Genomic DNA, 19,125 nt, shown 5'->3' on the forward strand with positions numbered 1-19,125 from the left:
GTGCGCACGCTCCATGTAATTGGAATTGGCGCCGGAAGCCCCGAGTTTTTGACCCTTCAGGCAATCTCGGGGCTTTCTGCTGCCGATTGCGTTCTCGCCCTCGACAAAGGCGATGCCAAAGCAGATCTCTTGGCTTTGCGCCAGCACATCGTTGATACTCACGCGCCGGGAACGCCCATCATTACGGTCGTGGATCCGCCGAGGGATCGCAACCCGGTCGACTACGATGCCGAGGTGCGTCGCTGGCATGCGAAGCGTGCTCACCTTTTGGCCCAGGCCATTCGCGAGAATTCCGCTGAGGATGGCCACGTGGCTTTTCTCGTTTGGGGAGACCCCTCGCTGTATGATTCCAGCCTGCGCATCATCGACAACATGCGTCAGCACGACGATCTCGCGTGCGAGGTAGTGGTCACCCCTGGCGTTACCGCCATTCAGGTGCTCACCGCGGCCCACGGCATCCTGCTCAACCGCATCGGTGAGGCCATTCACATCACCACAGGCCGGAATTTGCCCGAGACCTCGCCCAAGGATCGCCGCAATTGTGTGGTGATGCTCGATGGCGCGGATGCCTGGAATAGGGGATATACCGACAACACCTACATATGGTGGGGTGCTTTCCTCGGGACGGCGCAGCAAGTCTTGCGCGAAGGGTTCGTCAAAGACATCGGGCACGAGCTTGCCGAACTCAAAAAGGCACTGCGGGTCGAGCACGGCTGGATCATGGATACCTATCTCTTGCGTGAGCTTGACTAGGACCTTCTGGGCGGTGTGCCGTCGGTATAGCTTCCGTACACCGCAGGTCGAAGGCTTTGCACGTGGCAGTCAAACGGCATGAAACGCCTCGCCCGGTGTCCCGGAGAACCTAGAATGCGGTGAGTATCGCAGTGGCGGCTCACCAGGTATGTTCCGAGGCGCGGTGCGAGGCGTTGTCGGTCCTGCAGCAGTGCTGCATTCTTAAGAAAACAGCATGACCAGTGGTTATGGAGCATTGTGCTGGGCTTTGAGAGGACGAGCTTTGAATCCCAACGCGAAACCTTAAGGAGGGATGCACTAAGGGGGAGCTCACCTTGTCCCTTTAGGAGCCTTGGAGCTCCTCAAGCTTGCGTCCCACGGCTGCCGCGCGGGGATTGGTCATGGTCGTGCCGTCGGAGTAGCGCACGGTGGGGACCACGCGGTTGCCGTCGTTGACGGATTTTACCCATTCCGAGTCGGCCTCGGCGTTGGGTCCGTTGTCGACATCGACAAGCTCATAAGGGATGTGTTGTTGATCAAGGTCGCGGATGAGGCGCTGGCAAAAGGGGCACCAGTCGGCGGCGTAGACAGTTACGTGTGCATTGGTCATGTGCCCATTGTGGTAGCTTGCCGACAATTCAAGCAAATGTGGACCCCTCAACGATGAAGTACACACAGGTGTGAGGTGAGTGCTGAATTTTCCAGCAGCGAATGTCTAGACCTCATGCCAGCCCCGGCGGGACGTGACGTAGAAAATGTTCAAAAAGCAGGGCAAGCAGCTGGTGGGCTTGCCCTTGTCACTGAGGCGCTGGTTGTCTCACACGCGGTGGTACCACTGGAATCGGTAGCGCAGCGGCATGGGGCCGTGGGCGCGATACTTCTCGTGCAGGTGGCCCTTGTCCGATACCAGCCAATCGGTTTGCTCCCGCAGTTGAAAGCCCTCCAAGCGTGGTGCGTAGACGGCCTTGTCGCCGAGAGCGTCGGCAAGCGTTGCATCCACCAGCGTCACAACTACCTCGTCGGTATGCGGAAGCGTTGCGGCATACACTTGCCCGCCGCCCATGACCCAGCCGTCGAAGCTATCGGGCAGCTGCGCTAACACGCGTGCGCCCTGCGACCATTGTCCGGCTGGGCGGGTGGATACCACGACGTTCTCGCGATCCCGCAAAGGGCGAAAACGCTGCGGGATCGACTCCCACGTCGAACGCCCCATGAGAACCGGCTCGCCCACGGTCGTGCGCTTGAAATGCGCGAGGTCCTCGGGTAGATACCACGGCATGTCGGTGCCGTCGCCGATGATACCGTCACGGGATTGCGCCCAAATTGCACGCATTAAACGGCAACCTCGGCGCGAATTGATGGATGTGGGTCGTATCCCACGATCTCGATGTCCTCGAAGGTGTAGGCATCGATGCTCTCGGCCTTGCGCAGCTTGAGCTGCGGGTAGGGGCGGGGGGTGCGCGAAAGCTGCAGCTCTACCTGCTCACGGTGGTTGTCATAGATGTGGCAATCACCGCCGGTCCAGATGAATTCGCCTACCTCCAGCCCCGCCTGCTGGGCCAGCATGTGCGTCAACAGGGCGTAGGAGGCGATGTTGAATGGAACCCCAAGGAACATGTCCGCCGAGCGTTGGTAGAGCTGGCACGACAGCTTGCCATCGACCACATACAGCTGGAAGAGGAGATGGCAGGGAGGAAGTGCCATGTTGGATAGCTCCGAGACATTCCACGCGCTGACAATGTTGCGGCGGGAATTGGGGTTGGTCTTCAGCGTTTCAATTGCCTGGGCAATCTGATCGACGTGCTGGCCATCAGGAGTAGGCCAGGAACGCCACTGCACGCCGTAGATAGGGCCGAGCTCACCGTCTTCGTCCGCCCACTCGTCCCAAATGGTCACGCCGTTGTCGTGCAGGAACTTCACGTTCGAATCGCCACGCAGGAACCACAAAAGCTCACCCACGATGGACTTGAGGTGAAGTTTCTTGGTGGTGATCAACGGGAAGGAATCGTGAAGGGCAAAGCGCATCTGGGCGCCGAAAAGACTGGTTGTGCCGGTGCCGGTGCGGTCGTCCTTGTGGGCACCATCGGCCAAAATCCGGCGCAGGAGATCTTCATATGGTGTAGCGATTGCAGATGCAGACATGCATACCAGTGTCCACCAGCAACTGCCATGCTTTCAAGTCGAATCCCCGCCCAACAGCTGTGCCAGCCGGTAGGCGTCGGCAAGCGCGAAGAAAGCGCACACAAGAGGCGACCGCGGGAAGATAAAAAAGCCAACGTGGCAGACCGAAAAAGCCCCATGCGCATCGAGCGAGCACGAATCGAGCAAAGCCCGAACGATGAGAGCCACTCGTATGGGCTTTGTGTGCGCGGAGGCGACGCCTTCGTGCGTGCCGAGGTGGATTGCTGTAATAAAAGACAAAAGTTCGCACCTCGTGCGCAGCAGAAGCAATCACCATCGAGACCGTGCTGGGCGGCTACCGCGCAATGATGACGAGGCTGCCTGCAGCGGGAAGCCAGGTTAGTAAGAACCGTTTTCCTCGCGGAACTTCGCGGCCAGCTCCAGAATCTCATCGGCCAGCTCAGGGCGGCAGATAAGGATGTCCGGTAGATAGGTGTCTTTGTTGTTATAAAGCAGGGGGCTGCCGTCCAGGCGCGAGCAGTGCAGGCCCGCGGCCATGCAAACGCCCACTGGTGCGGCTGAGTCCCACTCGTACTGGCCACCGGCGTGAATGTAGGCATCGTAATCGCCCAACAGTACGTGCATGGCCTTCGCACCAGCAGAGCCCAGCGATTCAGTGCCGAAGCCGAGCTTTTCAGCGATGTGGATGGCTACCGCCGGCGGGCGGTTATGAGACAGTGCAATCTTGTTGGCGAATGGGCCGGTCACCGCGCGGGCCTCGCTGGAATGGAAGACCACACCGAGGTCGGGAAGGCCAACCGAGGCATGGGTAGGAACACCATTTTCCACCAGCGCGATGTGCACAGCCCAGTCCTGACGGCCGGTGGCAAACTCCTTGGTGCCATCAAGGGGATCGATGATCCACACGCGCTCCTTGCCGAGGCGCTCTGGGTTGTCGGCAGCCTCCTCGGAGAGGAAGCCATCATCGGGGCGGTGCTGCTCTAGAACTCGGGCGATCCAATTCTGGGCAAGATCGTCACCAGCGTCACCCAAGGCGCGACCGCGCAACACGCCAACGTTTCGGACGCCCTTGAGGATCTCACCGGTTCCCTGTGCAAGGCGCTTGGTCAAAGTTGCATCGTCAAACTGTGCAGTCATAACACCAGAGTCTAGTTGTTTGATTGAATAAGGACATGTCCGAATCAGCCACAGAGAGCATTCTCACCCGCTTCAGTCCGCAAGTTGCAGGCTGGTTCCGCGATGTTTTCGCCGCACCAACACCGGTCCAAGAAGGCGCCTGGCGGGCAATCTCCGCAGGTGAGAACGCACTTGTGGTGGCGCCGACCGGATCGGGTAAAACCCTGGCCGCCTTCTTATGGTCACTAAATACCTTGGTGCAATCTGTAGGGCAAACCACACTCAATATCGGGGATTTTGATGCCCGAATAAAGACGAGCGGACGTGAAAGAGACGGCCGGGGCGTCAAAGTGCTTTACATCTCACCGCTAAAAGCACTCGGCGTCGACGTCGAACGCAACCTCCGCGCACCCCTCGTCGGCATCAACCAAACCGCCGCCCGCCTCGGGCTCGAGCACACCGACATCTCGGTTGCGGTGCGCTCAGGAGATACCCCGGCATCCGAACGTTCGCGCCAGGTGCGTAAGCCGCCGGACATTCTCATCACCACCCCGGAATCGGCCTATCTCATGCTCACCTCCAAGGCGGGGGAGATCCTCAAGGACGTAGACACAGTCATTATCGACGAGATCCATGCCATTGCTGGCACCAAACGAGGCGTGCACCTAGCACTGACGCTCGAGCGATTGGAACGGCTGTGCGGCCATCCCGTGCAAAGAATCGGGTTGTCGGCGACGGTGCGCCCGCTGAAAGCCGTGGCGGGATTCCTTGGCGGGGATCGCCCCGTGGAGATCATCAACCCCATCCAGGAAAAGCGCTGGCAGCTTGATATCCACGTGCCGGTTGCAGACATGAGCGACCTGCCCACCCCGGAGGCTGCATCCCCCATCGGCGATCTCGTCTACGATGACCCCTACGGGCTGACCACCCCGCTAGCGCAGGGCGAGGAGCCAGACTTTCTCGGGGCCGCCGGTGCCGGCAGCGGGGGCCAAGCAGGCGCCGTGGACAAGGAATCCGCCCTACCCCCGCAAGGCTCCATCTGGCCCTTTATCGAAGAAAAGCTCTATGCCGAGATCATGGAACACCAATCCACCTTGGTGTTTGTCAACTCCCGGCGCTCTGCTGAAAGGCTCACGGCTCGGCTCAACGAACTCTATGCCGCCGACCATGCCCCGGAAGAGCTCTCCCCGCAGCTGCGCCGCCCGCCCGCACAGATCATGGTCGCCGGCGACATCGCAGGTACCGCACCCACGCTCATCGCACGCGCCCACCACGGATCGGTGAGCAAGGACGAGCGCGCGATGACCGAGACGATGCTCAAAGAGGGCCAACTCAAGGCGGTGGTGGCCACGAGCTCTCTGGAGCTTGGCATCGACATGGGTGCGGTGGAACTGGTGGTGCAGGTGGAATCCCCACCCTCGGTAGCCAGCGGCTTGCAGCGGGTGGGCCGCGCAGGCCACGTCGTGGGTGCGGTTTCGAAGGGCTCTTTCTATCCCAAGCATCGAGCTGACCTCGTGCAAACGGCGGTGACGGTGGCCCGCATGCGCCATGGCTTGATCGAAGAACTCCACGTCCCGCACAACCCACTGGACGTGTTGCTTCAGCAAACCATCGCCGCGGTAGCGATCGAAGATATCGACGTCGAGGACTGGTATGCAACGGTGCGCCGCGCCTATGCTTATCGCGACCTGGCGCGGGAAGTCTTCGATGCCGTCATCGACCTTGCCAGCGGGGTCTATCCTTCCACCGATTTCGCCGAGCTGCGCCCCCGCATCAACTTCGACCGCACCGCCGGCATCCTGTCGGCGCGCCCCGGCGCGCAGCGGGTCGCGGTGACCAGCGGCGGTACCATTCCGGACCGCGGTTTGTTCGGGGTCTTCCTCGTCGGGGGAGAGCAGGGGGCGCGCCGGGTGGGCGAGCTCGATGAGGAGATGGTGTATGAGTCGCGGGTCGGCGACATCTTCACGTTGGGGGCGTCGAGCTGGCGCATTGAGGAGATCACCCGGGATCAGGTGCTGGTGACGCCCGCGCCGGGGCATACCGGCAGGCTGCCGTTTTGGACCGGCGATAACGCGGGGCGCCCGGCGGAGCTGGGCAAGGCCTTAGGCGCGTTTCGGCGCGAGGTGGCCACCCGCGGGGCGCAGGTGTTGGCGGAGGCGGATTATGAGGCGCTCGACGCGTTCGCCCACGATAACCTGCTTCGCTTCATTGATGAGCAACGTGAGGCAACTGGGGTGGTGCCCGACGAGCAGACTCTCGTGTTGGAGCGTTTCCGCGATGAGCTCGGTGACTGGCGGGTGGTGTTGCACACTCCTTATGGCCGCGGTGTCAACGCCGCGTGGGCGCTGGCGGTAGGGGCACGGTTTTCCGCCGACACCGGCATCGACGCACAGCCCATTTCGAGCGATGATGGGATTGTGCTGCGCGTGCCGGAGGCAGATTCGGAGCCGGGTGCGGAATTGTTTCTCATCGATCCCGATGAGATTGAGCAGGTGGTCACGGAGCAAGTAGGCAACTCGGCCTTGTTTGCTTCTCGGTTCCGAGAGTGCGCGGCGCGTGGCTTGCTTCTGCCGCGTACCAACCCCGGAAAGCGTGCGCCGTTGTGGCAGCAGCGGCAGCGGGCGGCGCAATTGTTGGATGTGGCACGCAAATATCCGAGTTTCCCCATCATTTTGGAGACGGTGCGCGAGTGTTTGCAGGATGTCTATGACCTCCCCGCCTTGGTCGAGCTGATGCAGCAGTTGAAACTGCGCAAGGTGCGGATTGCCGAGGTGACAACATCAAGCCCGAGCCCTTTCGCCAGCTCGGTGATGTTCAATTACACCGGCGCTTTCATGTACGAGGGCGATAGCCCGCTGGCAGAGAAGCGGGCGGCAGCGCTGGCCCTGGATCCGGCGCTGTTGGCCAAGCTTCTAGGCACGGTGGAGCTGCGGGAGCTGCTGGATGCGGAGATCATCGAGGAGGTTGACCGTACTTTAAGGCGCGTTTCTCCCCATCGCGTTGCCCGCACCGTCGAAGAGCTTGCCGACGCCCTGCGCATCCTAGGACCCATCCCGATTGCTGAGCTGGCCGAGCATGTGAGTGAGGAATTGCGGGATGCGTTGACGCAGAGCTTTGCCGATGAGGATCCCGATCCCGAAGAGTTGGCGGAGGCGGTCGTGGCGCAGTTGCCGGGTCGGGTGATGCGGGTGCGTTTTGCGGGGCGCGACCATGTGGCGCAAACCCTCGATGCGCCTTTGCTTCGCGACGGCTTAGGTGTCCCGGTTCCACCGGGTGTGCCAGCGCAGGTTGCGACTATTGCCGATGCGCTGCAGCAGTTGCTTTCACGCTGGGTGCGCACCAGGGGGCCTTTCGTCGTGGGTGATGTGACCGATGCTTTTGGCATCGCCGCCAGCATTGGGTTCGCTGGGCTGCAGGTGCTTATCGATTCCGGGTTGGTCGTCGAGGGGCACTACCGTCAAGGCGTGGATGAGCAGGAGTTTATCGCCAAGGAAGTCCTGGCGATCGTGCGCAGACGGAGCCTGGCCCTGGCGCGTTCCCACACGCAGCCGGTATCTGAATCCAGCTATGGAAGGTTCTTGCCACAGTGGCAACAGGTTGCGCCGGTGGGGCAGCGCCCCACGCTCCATGGCGCAGACGGCGTGTTTGCGGTGTGCGAGCAATTGGCGGGGGTTCGCCTGCCGGCGTCGGCGTGGGAGAGCGTGGTCTTGCCCTCCCGGGTGCGCAATTATTCGCCACTGGATCTCGACGAGCTGCTCACCGGCGGGGAGTTGTTGGTCGTGGGCGCAGGCAGCGCCGGTGCAGCTGATCCGTGGGTGCAGTTGCTTCCCGTGGATTACGCCGCGGAGCTACTAGAAACGCCCCAAGACTCCTCCTTGAGTGTGCTTCAGGAGCAGGTCATGGACGTGTTGGGGCGCGGCGGTGGGTTCTTGTTCTCAGACATCCAACGCGCGGTCAGCGGTGAAGACCTAGGTTTGGTGGCGGGGCAGGCTAGCGAGGCTGAGATCCGTGAGGCCCTGTGGGGCCTGTTTGAATTGGGGTTGGTCTCGCCCGATGGATTTGCGCCGTTACGCGCCCGGCTTGCTGCGGGGACCGGCTCGAAGTCGGCGCATCGTTCGCGGCGCACGCCGGGACGTTCGCGCCTGCGCATGGGGCGCACGAGCTTCGCAAGCAGCCAGCGCACGTCGGTGCCATTGGACATGGTGGGGCGGTGGGCGCTCACGCCTTCCGCGGACACGAATGCGACCGCGCGGTCGGTTGCCCACGGTGAGGCCTGGTTGGATCGCTATGGGGTCGTGACCAAGGGGGCGGTCGTTGCCGAGGACGTGATCGGTGGGTTCGCGCTGGCCTATAAGGTGCTCAGCCAGTTTGAGGAGGCTGGTAAGGCGATGCGCGGCTACATCGTGGATGGGCTTGGGGCGGCGCAGTTTTCCACACCGGCGGTCATCGATCGGCTGCGTGGCCATGGCGACGGTGAGGATATCGGCGGGTGGCCGTCGGGAAGCTCGCAACCGCACAGTTACCTGCTTGCCGCCTGCGATCCGGCAAACCCCTATGGGGCGGCGTTGCCGTGGCCGGTGCCGAATCTTACCCGCTCGGCTGGGGCGTTGGTAGTGCTTGTCGACGGCCTGCTGGCGGCGTATCTCACCCGTGGTGGAAGAAACCTCACGTTGCTCACACCGCCGGAGCCGATCAGCGATGAGGAATCACTGGGCTTTGTGGTAGCAGCGCTCAACGAACACATCGCCGCCGGTACGGTGGGACGAATCATCGTGGAAAAGATCAACGGGCAGCCAGCGCTCACGCACCCCCTGGTGCCTACCCTGCGCGCTATGGGAGTGGGAATTACCCCGCGTGGACTGCGCTTTTCGGCAACGAGCGCACGAAGCGGCGCGGGATCTACCGGTGCGGCTGACGATTTGCCCGTCGCAGGCAGAAAAGCTCCACGTACGCTGGGCAGGCAAGGCGAAGACCCGCAACCTGCGTCGTGGTCACCTGCACAATCTGCTTCACAGCCGGATTCCTTTGATCGTCCAACGCGAAACGACGGTGCCCTAAGCGCGCGGTGGGACGACTCTTTCGACGAACGCGGGGAATTCGATGACGCCGCCTTGGACAGCGATGATCCCCGCGTGCGCTGGGATGCCCCGCAACCGGGAAAGCAATTCGGTGGGGGTTTTGGTTCCAGTGGGCTGGGTGACCCGAATCCCCGCGGCTTTCGTGGCACCGGCCGCGGGGGGTACGGGCGCAGGCCAGGTGGCTATCGTCGCTAGCTGGCCGGGTGCGTCTGCGCTAAGCGTGCGGGTGTTGCTTGGCCTCCTCGGCACTGCGCTGAAGCTGGAGGCCCCAGAGGTGCATGGCGTCGAGGACGGTGTGAAGTGATTGGCCCAGGTCGGTGAGGCTGTACTCGACCCGCGGGGGCACCTCCGCGTATACGGTGCGTTCGACGATGCCTGCCTGCTCTAAATCGCGGAGGTTGGTGGTGAGAACCTTCTGGGAGATTCCGGTGACCGATCGTTTGAGCTCGGTGAAGCGTTTGGTTCCAGTCAGAAGGTCGCGCATGATCAACGCGCGCCACTTGTTGGACAAGATGAGCAGCGTGGTTTCCACCGGGCAGGCAGGAAGTTCCATCTCCGCGAGGGAATTATATTCAGACATTTTTCGTACCTGACCTTAATAGTTTCCGAAAGGGTGTTACGGAACTTTTCTTGTATGACTTTCCAAAATATACCACATCGGTTATTGTGTGAAACGTCAACAAAAACGGTCTGTTGATGGCGCCTTCAAGGGGTGACGTACCAATCAGGCAAGCAGCGAGTTTCGCCATTGCCAAGCTGTGCAATCTACCCCGAATAAGCCCGCCATGAACGAACGAAACGAGCCCAAGGAACAGGATTACAGACCATGAAGATCGCAGTCATCGCAGCAAATGGCAAGGCCGGCTCCCTCATCGTCGATGAAGCATTAAGCCGTGGCCACGAAGTCACAGCCATCGTCCGTGGCGAAAACCGCACCAAGGCCCAGCACGCCATCATCAAGCCCATCCAAGACATCACCGCTGCTGACCTAGAAGGCTTTGACGCAGTAGTCGACGCCTTCGGTGCCTTTGCCGAACAGGACCTCCCCCTGCACACCGCCACTGCCCAGCAGCTGGCTGACATCTCCGCACACACCGGCGTCCACTTCTACATCGTCGGCGGTGCGGGCTCATTGTTCGTGGATCCGGAGCACACCACCCAGCTGGTCGACACCGACGAATTCCCGGCCGAGTACCGTCCCCTGGCTAACGCCCAGCGCGTGCAACTCGGTGACCTGCGCGCCCGCACGGATGCCGCCTGGACCTTTGTTTCGCCAGCCGTCGTCTTCGATGCGGCGGGGGAGCGCACCGGCTCCTACACGCTTTCTGGCGAGGAGCTCTCCTTTAATGACAAGGGCGAAAGCGTGGTGAGCTACGCAGACTTTGCTATCGCCATGGTGGATCTGGTCGAAGACGGCGGTCACGTCCGCGAGCGCGTCTCCGTTCGCTGGTAAGAGCCCCAACCTAGAGGTTGTCATAGCCAGGCCACGGGCACGCCCCACGTTAACTGTGCTTTCGGGCCACAGGATGATGGTCACCACCGTTGAGGCTTCTCCCCGCGTATGTTTCGTTAGTGTTTTGTTTGCTAACGAACTGGAAAGCAACACAAGACGAGAAGAAGATGCGCGGGGTTTTCGCCTTTGGTCAAACCGCGCCCCTGGGGCTTAAGGTAGTCGGTATGCCAGAAGGAGATTCCGTCTATCAGCTGGCCAAGCGCCTGCAGTTCCTGCGCGGGCGGGAGGTGGTCGGCACGAGTGTGCGCGTACCACGCTACGCGCTCGTTGATTTCACCGGAACCAGGGTTGAGCGGGTGTGGCCCTATGGCAAGCACTTGTTTATGCAGATGGGGTCAAAGGTGCTCCACACCCACCTGAAAATGGAAGGCCACTGGGCGATCCACCTTCAAGGCGATCGCTGGAAATACCCCGGTCACACAGCGCGCGTGGTGCTGGACTTTGACGGAACTCCCGCCCCACGTCCCATTGAGATCGTCGGCCACGAACTCGGCTTCGTCCGCGTATTCCCCATGAATACCTATTTCGACCAGATAGCCGACTTTGGTCCCGACGTCCTCGGCGATGACTGGGCAAGCGGTGGTCGCGAGGAAGCCATCCGCAGGCTTGCCGCCCGCCCCGACCGTCCCATCGGGCCAGCCTTGCTCGATCAACGCAACCTGTCCGGCATCGGCAATGAGTACCGTGCCGAGATCTGTTTTATCTGTGGCATTCATCCGGCCACCCCTGCGGGCTTGGTCGACCTTGCACACGTTGTCGATGTGTCGCGAAAACTCATGTGGGCCAATCGTCTCTCGCCGGTGCGGGTAACCACGGGCATCAAGCGCGCCGGGGAAAACGGCTACGTCTTCGGCCGTAATAACAAACGATGTCGGCGCTGTGGCACGCTCATCGTCAAAGATGTCCTCGGTGGTGTCGATGCGGGTGGCGATGAAGGCGAACTCGAACGCATCATCTGGGTATGCCCGCATTGCCAACCTCAGCGTGCCACGTAACCGTGGACCGTGGAGTGGCCGCCGGCGCCTGCTTGCCGACGACCACAGGTCGCGGTGGTCACGGTTGCCTTCTTGCGAACGGTCCCCGGCGCCAGCGCTGCTTGTCCCGAAAGTAACGGAAACCAGTCGGGGCTACATCATGCGCTGCAGCCGCTCGATCTGCGCCTCCCAGGTGGTGAACGGCCACGTTAGCCACATGAAGGCCAACTGGCGGTGTCGCAGGGTAGCCACCTGGGCCTCGTCGAGGATTTCACCCTCGGGCGTTATCCCATCGGCAAGCCGCTCGCGCTGATCGATGGCCAGATTGTCCAGGCAACAGGCGTATTCGAACCCGTCGCAGATCTCCTCCAATGTCCTCACCTTCGCTTGCGCGTACAGCTGGTCGGCACCGCGCTCGAGCAGCTTTTTTGGGGTGAGGATGCCCTTCGGGTTGACGAGGTTTTGCGGGTGCGGGTGGTGCGTGCCAATGCGATCGCCGGGGATCTCCCATAAGCCCACACTCCACGCCAAAGGCTCGAAGGCCGCCACCATATCGAGCGCATCGCTGACCAGCTCCTGACCCTCGCCCCGGGAGAAAGCCTCCAGGTAACGCTGCTCGGTGTCGGTGGCGGTGACCAGCCCCAAGTCGAATTGCTCGCTGAGGGCATCGACATCTGGCCGCTTGCCACGCCACACCCATCGTGCCGCCTCTATGACCACCGCTAGGCAGATTACCCGGTCGACAACCATGCTTGCCTCCGGCAGCAGTAGCTCGGTGACATCTTGAACCGGTGGAAGGTCGAGATCGACAAGATAGCCCTGCCTGTTGAGCGCAGTACGAATCCTGTGTGCACGGGCTACTGCTCGTTCGTTGAACATCGGACGCAACTGCGGGGTGTGCAAGACGTCTCGACCATGAACGTCATACAAGGCCCCCGCATCATCGAGGAACAAGACGCTGGTGCCGTGTGCCCATTCCGGGGCATTCGTGGGCACCGTGTCATCGGGAAAGTCATAGCGGGTCAGGGAACGGACCAGCTGATGAACAAAGGGCTGAACCGCAAAGGGATCAATGTCCTTGTCTACTGCGATGCGCTCATTGATGCGACCGACGGAATCGAGGAACTCCTCGCGTAGCGTGCGCGAGCGAGCGGTATTCGCATACAGCGGCTGGGGCTGAGGCCCGGAAGGAAGTGCTGCGTTTTCTGCGGAATAGGCAATGATGCTCATAGCTTTAGATTGTGCCATCACTTTCTTTGCAGCTGATCTTCAACGTAAACCGTGCGGGTGGCGAAGAATCCACCCACTAAGGCGCACACTGAGGCGATCGCCATCATCACACCGACGCCGTGGAAGCTTCCGGTGTGCTCGTGTATGAATCCGGCGGCCACCGGTCCACAAGCGGCGATAGAATAGCCCATGCCTTGGCCAAAGGAGGACAATGCCGTGGCACCGTGCATCGTGCGGGCGCGGATATTAACCAAGGTCAAACCGACGGGGAAGGTGATGGGACCCAGCCCGGAGAGGATGATCCACAACCACGGCGCTGCCGCCGGTGCAAAGGCCAGCCCCAGATGAGAGACGATAAACATGCTTCCGAAAATGACCAGCCATGGGTACGGGCGTTCGAATCGGCTGACGATCCACGGCCCGACGATGTTGAGAACCCCGCCAAGAATGGACCACACCGCGAGCATGGACGCCGCGAATTGACGGGATAATCCCGCCTCGACATACATCTGTGGGATAAAGGCCATGAGAATATAGGTGGTAAAGCTGGTGGTGCCAAACATCACGGCGATGCCCACGCCTACCTTGGTGCGCCAGACTTTCATCCGGGGTTGCCTGCCGGATTCCTGCTGGCTGCCTTCTGCAAATCGTTGGGTTACCGCGGCCTTGGGTTGGTGCAGCAGCGGTATCCAGGCCAGCGCCGCCACGACCCCCAGCAAGCCCCACGATCCCAGTGAGAGCTGCCAGTCGGGCGCCTGCTTCATTGCCACGACAACTGGAGCTACGGCTTGGACGACCTGTGAGGCGCACAAGTAGGTGATGGTCAGCGCGGAGACTTTCGTGGGGAAGTAGGCGCGTACGGCCAGCGGGAGGACGGCGTTGGTGATGCCAATGGCGAACAAGGCTAAAGCGGTACCTGTCAGCAATAGAGCAACGCTGGGTCCGAGTACGCGAGTGATCTGACCAAGTCCGGTCACGGCCATCGCGATTGCCAGAGCTTGTGAGACCGTGAGATGGCGCATAAGCCTAGGGGCACTAAATGCCGACAGTGCGAACATGATGGTGGGGATGGTGCCCAAGATGCCCACTAAGCCCGAGCCAACGCCGAGGGATTGTTGAATGTCAGGTACCAGCGGGGAGATGGCCGTGACCATCGTGCGCAGGTTGAAGGCTGTTAAGACAATGGCAACGAGGGCGATCGGAGTGGGATTTTTCACGGAATTACTCTATGCCCGCGCACAACCGACGGCTTGTTGAGGGGGCGCTTCAATCATTGATGTGCACCAAAAGTGGAAAATTTATAGGTACTTTCAGTTGGCGGTGGCGGCCGTGACCGCAGCTGCTCATGTCACTTCCCGGACTGTGTGATGCGTGCCGACGCCGTGAGCGCCACCGCAAAGACCGTCGATTCGCAGCGCGCTTTGCCTTCACCGCAGGTCATGAACGCGCCGGGGCACCAAAGCGAGCACGTTCGTGCCAAGTTTGGCTAGCCTTGAGGGCATGCGAGCACTTCTCAACATCATCTGGCTGATCACCGGCGGCATATGGTTGGCGCTGGGTTATTGGTTCTTCGGGCTCATTGCCTGCCTATTCATCGTCACCATCCCCGCGGGCGTTGCAAGTTTTAGGATGGCCAGTTATGCGCTGTGGCCTTTCGGACGTACCGTCGTCCAGCCCGAAACGGGTTCCGGGACGCTCAGCGGCATCAACAATGTCATCTGGTTCCTCGTTGCCGGCTTGTGGCTAGCCCTCGGCCACGTCTCCACCGCCATCGCGCAGGCTGTCACCATCATCGGCATTCCCTTGGCGATCGCCAACCTGAAGATGATCCCCGTCACTTGCTTCCCCTTCGGCAAACAAATCGTTTCCAGCGACGCCATTCCCTTTGGCTATCGACCGATGGTCACCATGTAACAATCGTGTGTCGTTGATCCCCAACTCGCGCCAGGCACGATTGCTGGCGCATGCGAAAACCCGTGGTTCGTGCTTGCAGATGCAGGCACGGACCACGGGTTTGTCGCCCAACAAGGAAGGGCTTTAGCGGTTGGCGCGGTACCAGCGAATCAATTCGTCGGTGGAACTATCGCCAGAGTTGACCTCAACCTCGCCGGACACGGCCGGAGCCAGGTCATTGGCCTGCTGCTTGCCCAGCTCAACGCCCCATTGATCGAAGGAGTTGATGTCCCAGACGATGCCTTGGACGAACACGATGTGCTCGTAAAGAGCGATCAGTGCGCCCAAGGTGGCGGGGGTGAGTTCCTCGGCGAGGATGGTGGTGGTGGGACGGTTACCCGGCATCACCTTGTGCGGGACCACTGCCGGATCGACGCCCTCGGCGGCGATCTCCTCAGCGGTCTTGCCGAAGGCGAGCACCTTCGTCTGGGCGAAGAAGTTGCTCATCAGCAGATCATGCATGCTTCCCTCGCCGGTGGCGGTGGGCAGGTCCTGCTTCGGGCGTGCAAACCCGATGAAGTCCGCCGGGATGAGCTTGGTGCCCTGGTGGATGAGCTGGAAGAAGGCGTGCTGGCCGTTAGTGCCTGGCTCACCCCAGAAGATCTCGCCGGTGGAGGTGGTCACCGCGGTGCCGTCGCGGCGGACCGACTTGCCGTTGGACTCCATGGTCAGCTGCTGCAAGTAGGCCGGGAAGCGCCCCAGATCCTCCGAATAGGGCAGAACCGCGTGGGTTTGCGCACCGTAGAAGTCGTTGTACCAGATGGCCAGCAGTGCCATGAGCACGGGCACGTTCTTTTCGAAAGGGGTGGTGCGGAAGTGCTCGTCCATGGCGTGGAAGCCGGCGAGGAAGCGCATGAAGTCCATGGGGCCGATGACAGCCATGAGCGACAGGCCGATGGCGGAGTCGACGGAGTAACGGCCCCCCACCCAGTTCCAGAAGCCGAACATGTTCTTGGTGTCGATGCCGAACTCGGCGACCTTCTCGGCGTTGGTGGACACGGCCACGAAGTGCTTGGCCACGGCTGCCTCATCCTTGAAGTGGGATAGCAACCAGCGCTTGGCGGCGTGGGCGTTGGCCAAGGTTTCCTGGGTGGTGAAGGTCTTAGAGGCGACGATAAACAGAGTGGAGTTCGGATCGCACTCATCGAGGACGGCGCTCATGTCGGCCGGGTCGACGTTGGAGACGAACTTGGCCGTAATTCCGGCGGTAGCGTAGGTGCGCAGCGCCTTCGTTGCCATCGCGGGACCGAGATCGGAACCGCCGATGCCGATGTTGACCACGGTCTTGATGGTGTGGTCGGTGTAGCCGCGCCACGCACCCGAACGCAAGGCGGTGGCAAAGTCACGCATGCGCCCCAGGACCTCGTGAACATCGGCGGCAACATCTTGGCCGTCCACGGACAGCTCGCCCTCCACAGGCATGCGCAGCGCGGTGTGCAGTACGGCGCGATCCTCGGTGTTGTTGATGTGCTCGCCGCTAAACATGGCCTCGATGCGTTCAGACAGGTGCGATGCCTCGGCCAGATCGACCAGCGCCGCCAAGGTTTCATCGTCGACGAGGTTCTTGGACAGGTCCACACGCAGCCCAGCGGCGTCGAAGGTCATCTTGCTGGCGCGGGAGGCATCGGCTGCGAATAGCTCGCGCAGGGTCTGATCCTTGGTCTCCTCGTAACGCTTGGCGAGGGTGGTCCACTGTGGGGTCGAGGTGACGTCAAACGACATGCCGTGCTCCTTTGAAGTAGCTGCAAGTAGTAAATGCAGCAAAAATGCCGCAATGAATTACGGTGACCGTTTGTGTGGGCTTGTGCCCGCTCACAATGGTCACGCCTACCCTTTAAGGTAGTCAATTGTGGCACCGTTCGCTTGTTTGCTGAGAAACAACCACCACCACACACCCTTTTGGGATTTGGACAATTGCCACCGCAACCGGCTCTTTGTGCCATACCGCCGCGAAAAGGAGCATAGTGGAGCTATGACAAACACAACACCAAACAACACCGCCCACGGCACGGCCGACTCGGACCCCGTGGCGAAACCAGGCTTTGACATCGCTGGTTTCGATACCGGATTATTCATCGGCGGGGATTTTCGCCCCGCATCCGATGGGGAAACCTTCGAAGTCATCAACCCCAGCGATGGAACGGTGCTCGCCCACGTAGCGTCGGCAAGCAAACAAGACGCCGTCCGCGCGCTCGACCTCGCCGCGGACGTACAGCCTGCGTGGGCTGCGACGCCACCACGAGAGCGCAGTGAGATCCTGCGCCGTGCCTATGACAGGCTCATGGCCAACGCCGACGAGCTGGCATGGCTGCAGTCAATGGAGCTGGGGCGCGCGCTGCCGGACTCTATGGCGGAGGTCGCCTACGGTGCGGAATTCTTCCGCTGGTTTGCCGAGGAGGCAGTCCGCATCCGCGGTGACTTTAGGATCAATCCATCCGGCACCGGTCGCATTGTCGTTACCCAACAGCCCGTAGGCCCCACTCTTGCGATCACGCCCTGGAACTTCCCGCTGGCCATGGGAACTCGCAAAATAGGACCGGCGTTGGCTGCCGGCTGCACGATCATCGTCAAGCCCGCCTCGAAGACCCCACTGACCATGCTTTATGTGGCACGAGTCCTCAAGGAAGCAGGGCTTCCCGACGGAGTCCTGGCGGTACTGCCCACCAAGCATGCCTCAGACGTTTCCGCGCTGCTGGACGATCCTCGCCTGCGCAAGCTGACCTTCACCGGTTCGACTGAGGTCGGCCAGAAGCTGGGCGCACAGGCGGCCCAACGCAGCCTCAAGGTCTCCCTCGAACTCGGCGGCAACGCACCCTATGTGGTGCTCGACGACGCCGATGTGGATCTGGCCGCCCAGGCCGTGGCCGTGGCCAAGATGCGCGGCGCTGGACAGGTATGCATCGCCGCCAATCGATTCCTCGTGCACGAATCCATCCGAGAGGAGTTCGTCGCCAAGGTTGCCGAGGTAATGCGGTCGTTCACGCTGGGACCGGCGACTGCCGAAGGGGTCACCTTCGGCGCGCTATCTGGTGATGATCAGGTAGCAACGGTGACGACGCTGGTTCAGGATGCGCTGGACAAAGGCGCGGTCAACGTCCTTGACGGCGGCCTGCCCGCGGGACTGCCCGAGCACGGGTCGTACTTCCCGGCCACCGTGTTGGACAACGTGCCGGCAGCGGCGGCGATTGCCAACAGCGAGATTTTCGGTCCCGTCGTCGCGGTGCAGAGCTTTTCCACCGTCGAGGAGGCGATCCGCATCGCTAACGACACCCCGTTCGGCCTGGCGGCCTACGTCTTCGGCAAGGACTTAGGCCGCGCGGTACAGGTGGCCGAGCGCATCGAGGCCGGCATGGTCGCGGTCAACAAGGGGGCAATCTCAGACCCCGCGGCGCCTTTCGGTGGTGTGAAGGAGTCCGGCCTTGGCCGTGAGGGTGGATTCGAGGGAATCCACGAATACCTCGAGCCGAAGTTCCTCAGCCTGCCGCTGTAACGCAAGCGCGCTAGGAGGCTGGTGGGACGGCGCTGGTGTCGCCTACTCCAACATGAAGGGCCCTTTCCGGTGGGCGTCGGCACGCAAAACTGCACGCACACAAAAACCGCGCCGGCACAAGGCACAGGATGCGAGAGCCAGCGCGGGTTGGGTGCTTTAAGTGACGGCGTCACAAAGGGCGCTTCCGAAGGAGCGGATCCTAGCCGAGCTTGCCGCGACCCATGCGCAGCAAGAGGTTGGCAAGGTTCGGGCCTTCCTCGCCGATTTCCTCTCGGAACTGGTTAATGATGGCTACCTCGCGGGTGTGGACGAGGCGGGTGCCGCCGGAGCCCATGCGGGTTCGGCCGATGGCCTGGGAGATCTGGGCGCGCCGCTTCACGGCGGCGAGGATCTCCTTGTCCAAGCGGTCGATCTCCTTGCGGTACTGCTGGATCTCCGCGTCAGAAAGTGGGTCATCGGTGCCGCTGGGCATCCGGATTTCGAAGTTATCGTCAGCAGAAGTCATGCACACATTTTGCCACGCTGTCGGTCTTTGCAAAAAGCGGGAAACCACCGCAGGGGTGATATCCCACCTGCTAACACAAACGCTCGTACCCGACTCTAAAGAAAGATGCCTTTTACCGAAGCACATGAAAGGGGTCAGCGGATCGTTTGAACAATGGGATGCGGGGAGCAGAGGGAAGAATCCGGCAGCGTGCCTGCGCCATGGAAACTGGTTATCAAGCTGGGTGAATTCGAGCCTCGTCGTTAATGTCGCGGGCACGTTGTAACTTGGAAGACGATGAACGAGCAACATGAATTCGACCATGACCTTTTCAGCCACACCTCCCGAAGCCCGCAGCAGCCATTCGGCAGGCAAGGCCAAGGCGGGGATCACGCAGCTGCGTCACCATTTGG

Annotated in this window: 14 protein-coding genes and 1 pseudogene; 6 read left to right on the forward strand and 9 right to left on the reverse strand. The window is 61.4% G+C overall.

The genetic code is table 11. The annotated features are described in order from the left end of the window. Complete coding sequence (cobF, locus tag PAB09_RS04275; RefSeq protein ID WP_271034812.1) at nt 1-753, forward strand: precorrin-6A synthase (deacetylating); 753 nt, start codon at nt 1-3, stop codon at nt 751-753. 322 nt (nt 754-1,075) lie between these two features. Here the strand turns inward: cobF and PAB09_RS04280 are convergent, their stop codons facing one another. The 4 genes from PAB09_RS04280 to PAB09_RS04295 all read right to left on the reverse strand — a co-directional run bounded on the left by PAB09_RS04280 (nt 1,076) and on the right by PAB09_RS04295 (nt 4,011). Beyond that, on the reverse strand, nt 1,076-1,342 hold the full coding sequence (locus PAB09_RS04280; protein WP_271034813.1) for a mycoredoxin: 267 nt from the start codon (nt 1,340-1,342) through the stop codon (nt 1,076-1,078). Nucleotides 1,343-1,549: 207 nt separating this feature from the next. After that, on the reverse strand, nt 1,550-2,065 hold the full coding sequence (locus tag PAB09_RS04285; RefSeq protein WP_271034814.1) for a dihydrofolate reductase: 516 nt from the start codon (nt 2,063-2,065) through the stop codon (nt 1,550-1,552). After that, nucleotides 2,065-2,874 (reverse strand): thymidylate synthase, encoded by an 810-nt coding sequence (locus tag PAB09_RS04290; protein WP_271034815.1) that lies wholly within the window; start codon nt 2,872-2,874, stop codon nt 2,065-2,067. The genes PAB09_RS04285 and PAB09_RS04290 overlap by 1 nt, the downstream gene beginning before the upstream one ends. A gap of 378 nt (nt 2,875-3,252) precedes the next feature. Next, a complete protein-coding gene (locus tag PAB09_RS04295; RefSeq protein WP_271034816.1) occupies nt 3,253-4,011 on the reverse strand; it encodes a 3'(2'),5'-bisphosphate nucleotidase CysQ in 759 nt (252 codons plus the stop codon). 35 nt (nt 4,012-4,046) lie between these two features. Here PAB09_RS04295 and PAB09_RS04300 point away from each other — a divergent pair. Next, nucleotides 4,047-8,870 (forward strand): annotated as a pseudogene (locus PAB09_RS04300) (DEAD/DEAH box helicase); the annotation flags it as partial. Between the two features lie 412 nt (nt 8,871-9,282). Here PAB09_RS04300 and PAB09_RS04305 read toward each other — a convergent pair. Continuing rightward, nucleotides 9,283-9,648 carry a winged helix-turn-helix transcriptional regulator gene (locus tag PAB09_RS04305; RefSeq protein ID WP_271034818.1) on the reverse strand — a complete coding sequence of 122 codons (366 nt, stop codon included), beginning with the start codon at nt 9,646-9,648 and terminating at the stop codon, nt 9,283-9,285. Between the two features lie 246 nt (nt 9,649-9,894). Here PAB09_RS04305 and PAB09_RS04310 point away from each other — a divergent pair, with 246 nt between their 5' ends. Next, nucleotides 9,895-10,521 carry an NAD(P)-dependent oxidoreductase gene (locus tag PAB09_RS04310; RefSeq protein ID WP_271034819.1) on the forward strand — a complete coding sequence of 209 codons (627 nt, stop codon included), beginning with the start codon at nt 9,895-9,897 and terminating at the stop codon, nt 10,519-10,521. A gap of 224 nt (nt 10,522-10,745) precedes the next feature. After that, the gene (locus PAB09_RS04315) at nt 10,746-11,576 is read left to right on the forward strand and encodes a DNA-formamidopyrimidine glycosylase family protein (RefSeq protein WP_271034820.1); all 831 of its coding nucleotides are present in this window, start codon (nt 10,746-10,748) and stop codon (nt 11,574-11,576) included. Nucleotides 11,577-11,708: 132 nt separating this feature from the next. On the opposite strand, the gene PAB09_RS04320 is transcribed toward PAB09_RS04315, so the two are convergent. Next, nucleotides 11,709-12,785, reverse strand: a complete 1,077-nt coding sequence (locus PAB09_RS04320; RefSeq protein WP_271034821.1) for a DUF4272 domain-containing protein — start codon at nt 12,783-12,785, stop codon at nt 11,709-11,711. A 17-nt stretch (nt 12,786-12,802) separates the two neighbouring features. Then, a complete protein-coding gene (locus PAB09_RS04325) occupies nt 12,803-14,002 on the reverse strand; it encodes an MFS transporter (protein ID WP_271034822.1) in 1,200 nt (399 codons plus the stop codon). A gap of 283 nt (nt 14,003-14,285) precedes the next feature. On the opposite strand from PAB09_RS04325, the gene PAB09_RS04330 reads away from it, so the two are divergent. Continuing rightward, the gene (locus PAB09_RS04330; protein ID WP_271034823.1) at nt 14,286-14,699 is read left to right on the forward strand and encodes a YccF domain-containing protein; all 414 of its coding nucleotides are present in this window, start codon (nt 14,286-14,288) and stop codon (nt 14,697-14,699) included. 123 nt (nt 14,700-14,822) lie between these two features. Here PAB09_RS04330 and pgi read toward each other — a convergent pair whose 3' ends face one another. After that, on the reverse strand, nt 14,823-16,460 hold the full coding sequence (pgi, locus tag PAB09_RS04335) for a glucose-6-phosphate isomerase (RefSeq protein WP_442873706.1): 1,638 nt from the start codon (nt 16,458-16,460) through the stop codon (nt 14,823-14,825). Nucleotides 16,461-16,710: 250 nt separating this feature from the next. Here pgi and PAB09_RS04340 point away from each other — a divergent pair, with 250 nt between their 5' ends. Next, nucleotides 16,711-18,228, forward strand: coding sequence for an NAD-dependent succinate-semialdehyde dehydrogenase (locus PAB09_RS04340; protein WP_271034824.1), 1,518 nt, complete (start codon nt 16,711-16,713; stop codon nt 18,226-18,228). Between the two features lie 199 nt (nt 18,229-18,427). On the opposite strand, the gene PAB09_RS04345 is transcribed toward PAB09_RS04340, so the two are convergent. Then, on the reverse strand, nt 18,428-18,733 hold the full coding sequence (locus tag PAB09_RS04345; RefSeq protein ID WP_271034825.1) for a chorismate mutase: 306 nt from the start codon (nt 18,731-18,733) through the stop codon (nt 18,428-18,430). Nucleotides 18,734-19,125 lie beyond the last annotated feature (392 nt).

The organism is Corynebacterium sp. SCR221107 (genome assembly GCF_027886475.1).
Taxonomy (GTDB): domain Bacteria; phylum Actinomycetota; class Actinomycetes; order Mycobacteriales; family Mycobacteriaceae; genus Corynebacterium.

Excerpts from the sequence above, each read along its gene's own strand:
- PAB09_RS04280 (WP_271034813.1), bottom strand. The coding sequence starts at position 1,342 with ATGACCAATGCACACGTAACTGTCTACGCCGCCGACTGGTGCCCCTTT.
- PAB09_RS04285 (WP_271034814.1), bottom strand. The coding sequence starts at position 2,065 with ATGCGTGCAATTTGGGCGCAATCCCGTGACGGTATCATCGGCGACGGC.
- PAB09_RS04290 (WP_271034815.1), bottom strand. The coding sequence starts at position 2,874 with ATGTCTGCATCTGCAATCGCTACACCATATGAAGATCTCCTGCGCCGG.
- PAB09_RS04295 (WP_271034816.1), bottom strand. The coding sequence starts at position 4,011 with ATGACTGCACAGTTTGACGATGCAACTTTGACCAAGCGCCTTGCACAG.
- PAB09_RS04305 (WP_271034818.1), bottom strand. The coding sequence starts at position 9,648 with ATGTCTGAATATAATTCCCTCGCGGAGATGGAACTTCCTGCCTGCCCG.
- PAB09_RS04310 (WP_271034819.1), top strand. The coding sequence starts at position 9,895 with ATGAAGATCGCAGTCATCGCAGCAAATGGCAAGGCCGGCTCCCTCATC.
- PAB09_RS04315 (WP_271034820.1), top strand. The coding sequence starts at position 10,746 with ATGCCAGAAGGAGATTCCGTCTATCAGCTGGCCAAGCGCCTGCAGTTC.
- PAB09_RS04320 (WP_271034821.1), bottom strand. The coding sequence starts at position 12,785 with ATGAGCATCATTGCCTATTCCGCAGAAAACGCAGCACTTCCTTCCGGG.
- PAB09_RS04330 (WP_271034823.1), top strand. The coding sequence starts at position 14,286 with ATGCGAGCACTTCTCAACATCATCTGGCTGATCACCGGCGGCATATGG.
- pgi (WP_442873706.1), bottom strand. The coding sequence starts at position 16,460 with ATGTCGTTTGACGTCACCTCGACCCCACAGTGGACCACCCTCGCCAAG.
- PAB09_RS04340 (WP_271034824.1), top strand. The coding sequence starts at position 16,711 with ATGACAAACACAACACCAAACAACACCGCCCACGGCACGGCCGACTCG.
- PAB09_RS04345 (WP_271034825.1), bottom strand. The coding sequence starts at position 18,733 with ATGACTTCTGCTGACGATAACTTCGAAATCCGGATGCCCAGCGGCACC.